Consider the following 2,970-nt stretch of genomic DNA (forward strand, 5'->3'; position numbering starts at 1 on the left):
GCTTGCACTTGGTGCGCCAGTATTATGGTCGCTGACCGAGTTCCTGCGCGGTTGGGTGCTTACTGGCTTTCCTTGGTTGCAGTTCGGCTACAGTCAAACTGACGGGCCGTTGAAAGGTTTGGCGCCGATATTAGGTGTTGAAGCAATCACATTCCTACTGGTGATTATCAGCGGCTTGACTGCCAGTGCGTTGTCAAAACGACGCATGCAGCACGTATTCTGGGCGCTTGCTTTACTACTGCTACCCTGGCCTTTGTCCTTGCTGCACTGGTATAAACCCCAGCACCATCGTTCGATAAACGTGGCATTGGTACAGGGAAATATTGCTCAGTCGATGAAGTGGAATGGTGATCAAATACCCATAATATTAGATATTTATCTACAATATACTCAACCGGTGCTTGGTAAGGCCCAAATAGTCATTTGGCCTGAGTCAGCTATTCCAGATCATGAGAGAGAGCAAATAGCTTTCCTGACGACACTAGATCAAAAATTGCGATTGCAACATACTAGTTTAATAACTGGTATTATTGATTCACGTCCTACTTCATATGGTTATAACTACTATAACAGTATTGTTATACTCGGAGAATCTACCCCTTACCATTATCCTAGTCAAAATCGCTATAACAAACATCATCTGGTGCCATTTGGTGAAATGGTACCGCTACCACGCTGGTTGCGGTCACTCACACCATTATTCAATTTGTCCATGTCATCTTTGACTCAGGGTAATTATCGGCAAAAGCAATTAACTGCGGCCGGAATGAAACTAACAGCTACCGTATGCTATGAGATAATTCTCAGTAGCCAGGTACGAGATAATTTTCGCCCTGATTCAGACTTTTTGCTTACTATTTCTAATCATGCCTGGTTTGGCGATTCCATCGGTCCCTGGCAGTATTTTCAGATGGCTCGCATGCGCTCGCTGGAACTAGGTCGACCGCTACTGCATAGTACTAATAACGGAATTACTGCAGTAATCCTAGCTGATGGTACACCGCAGGCACAGTTACCACAGTTCACACGTCAAGTACTTAATGTTATGGTCACACCAACTAGCGGTCTAACTCCTTACGCTCGTACCGGCTCTTGTTTACTATGGATTGTGACCGCAATAATTGGTTTAAGCGCGCTGATGTTTGGACGTAATCAACGAGATAGATAGCTAATTCAGCATGTCTCATTTCATGTTAAAGTAGTACACGCATTAATGCATCATTATCTGCTACGTTTGCGACGACGATATTTTTCCAACCTAATTGATGGGCAAGGATAGCTAAACGTTCACTCACTACTATTAACTGGCATCGCATAAGCCAGTAGTTATGACAGTATTCAGGCATTAAAGTATAAAATTGTTGTAACATTTCACCGCTCGTCATGATCAGTGTTTTAATCCCAAGCGACAGCAGGCGACGACCCTGCTCCTCACCGTCGTAAGTAATTGGGTATCTACGGTAGCATTCGCAATACTCTACTTGAACACCTCGCTGGAGTAGGGTTCTCTTTAGCAACTCTCGTCCTCGGTTTCCGCGTAGAACCAGAGCGCGCCTACCATCTATGCGAGCCAGAGAAGGTAGACTTAGCAAACCTTCACTGGTTTCGTACTGGTGCGTGTGCGGATAGATGACCGGTAAACCACTCAAACTACGTAGCCGTAGCCCGCTAGTACGACCAATAGCAAAATAACGCAGCCTAACCGGCCACGTTATTCCTTGCTGCAGTAGCCAGGAATGAGCATAATCAATAGCATGCTGGGAGACAATAAACAGCAAATCATCATGAGAAAGAGCAGTTAAGCGCTCCGCCAGCATAGGAAGATCTATGCCTGGTAAAAAGTGAATAAGCGGCAGATGCCAGGCAGATTTGCCAGACGCGCGCAATTGGTTCACTAGCTGCTCTCCGGCTGGTGATGGTCGAGTGACTAAGATGCTCATCTATCGCTAAGGAACACGGTTAAGGATAGCGTTCGCTCCTCGGCACAAAAGATCGTCGGCCAGACGTTGGCCAAGTATTTCTGCTTGAGCCAGAGGTGCTCGTCCCTCGCTGCGGATAATAGTGGAGCCGTCGGGCGCACCAACGAGAGCACGCAACCAAATTTGGTCGCCCTCAATCTCGGCATAACTCCCAATGGGAACTTTACATCCACCTGCCAGCCTAGCGTTCATTGCGCGTTCCGCACCGACGCGCAGAGCAGTATCGTGGTGATGTAGCGGAGCTAATATTGCTAGAATATGGGTATCCTCCAGTCTGTATTCAATGCCTACTGCGCCCTGACCTACCGCTGGTAATAAATCCGCAGGATCGATGGCCATACAGATTCGGTGTGCTAAATCAAGTCGCTTGAGTCCCGCAACTGCCAAAATTAACGCGTCATATTTACCTTGATCTAATTGATCCAGCCTAGTACCAACATTCCCGCGCAAATCACGTATGACTAAATCAGGGCGACGTTCGCGTAGTTGACATTGCCGGCGTAGGCTGGAAGTACCGACGACAGCACCGATCGGTAGCGTATCAATACTGGTATAATGCGGGCTAACAAAAGCGTCGCGTGGATCTTCACGAGCGCACAACACAGCTAGTCCGATACCGTCGGGGAAAGAAATAGTTATATCTTTCATAGAATGAACTGCGATGTCAGCCCGTCTGTCTAACATAGCTTGTTCTAACTCTTTAACAAATAATCCTTTTCCTCCTACTTTTGTCAGTGGCTTGTTGAGAACTAGATCGCCGCTAGTGACTATTGGTACTAGTTCAACTAGTAGATTAGGATAATAGCGTAATAATTGATTACGTACATAGTTAGCTTGCCAAAGAGCAAGCGGACTTTGACGAGTTGCTATTTTCAATCTGTTATTTAGCATAAATGGTTATTTAGCATAAAATAATTACTTATATAGTTAAGGTACTGTATATATGAAACATTGATTGAATGATAATTCAACTTAAGAATCATCCACACAT

3 protein-coding genes are annotated in these 2,970 nt (G+C 45.6%); 1 reads left to right on the plus strand and 2 read right to left on the minus strand.

Translation table 11 applies throughout. The annotated features are described in order from the left end of the window. A partial coding sequence (gene lnt / locus CEX73_RS02590) for an apolipoprotein N-acyltransferase (RefSeq protein ID WP_101627033.1) occupies positions 1-1,168 on the plus strand: 1,168 nt, incomplete at its 5' end. Between the two features lie 25 nt (positions 1,169-1,193). Here lnt and hemD read toward each other — a convergent pair. Both hemD and hemC read right to left on the minus strand, forming a co-directional pair. Continuing rightward, complete coding sequence (gene hemD, locus CEX73_RS02595) at positions 1,194-1,940, minus strand: uroporphyrinogen-III synthase (RefSeq protein WP_101627034.1); 747 nt, start codon at positions 1,938-1,940, stop codon at positions 1,194-1,196. A gap of 6 nt (positions 1,941-1,946) precedes the next feature. Next, positions 1,947-2,870, minus strand: coding sequence for a hydroxymethylbilane synthase (gene hemC, locus CEX73_RS02600; protein ID WP_101627035.1), 924 nt, complete (start codon positions 2,868-2,870; stop codon positions 1,947-1,949). Positions 2,871-2,970: the final 100 nt, after the last annotated feature.

Source organism: Candidatus Palibaumannia cicadellinicola, from assembly GCF_002855795.1.
Lineage (GTDB): Bacteria > Pseudomonadota > Gammaproteobacteria > Enterobacterales > Enterobacteriaceae > Baumannia > Baumannia cicadellinicola_C.

Coding starts and splice junctions, on each gene's coding strand:
- hemD (WP_101627034.1), bottom strand. CDS start 1,940: ATGAGCATCTTAGTCACTCGACCATCACCAGCCGGAGAGCAGCTAGTG.
- hemC (WP_101627035.1), bottom strand. CDS start 2,870: ATGCTAAATAACAGATTGAAAATAGCAACTCGTCAAAGTCCGCTTGCT.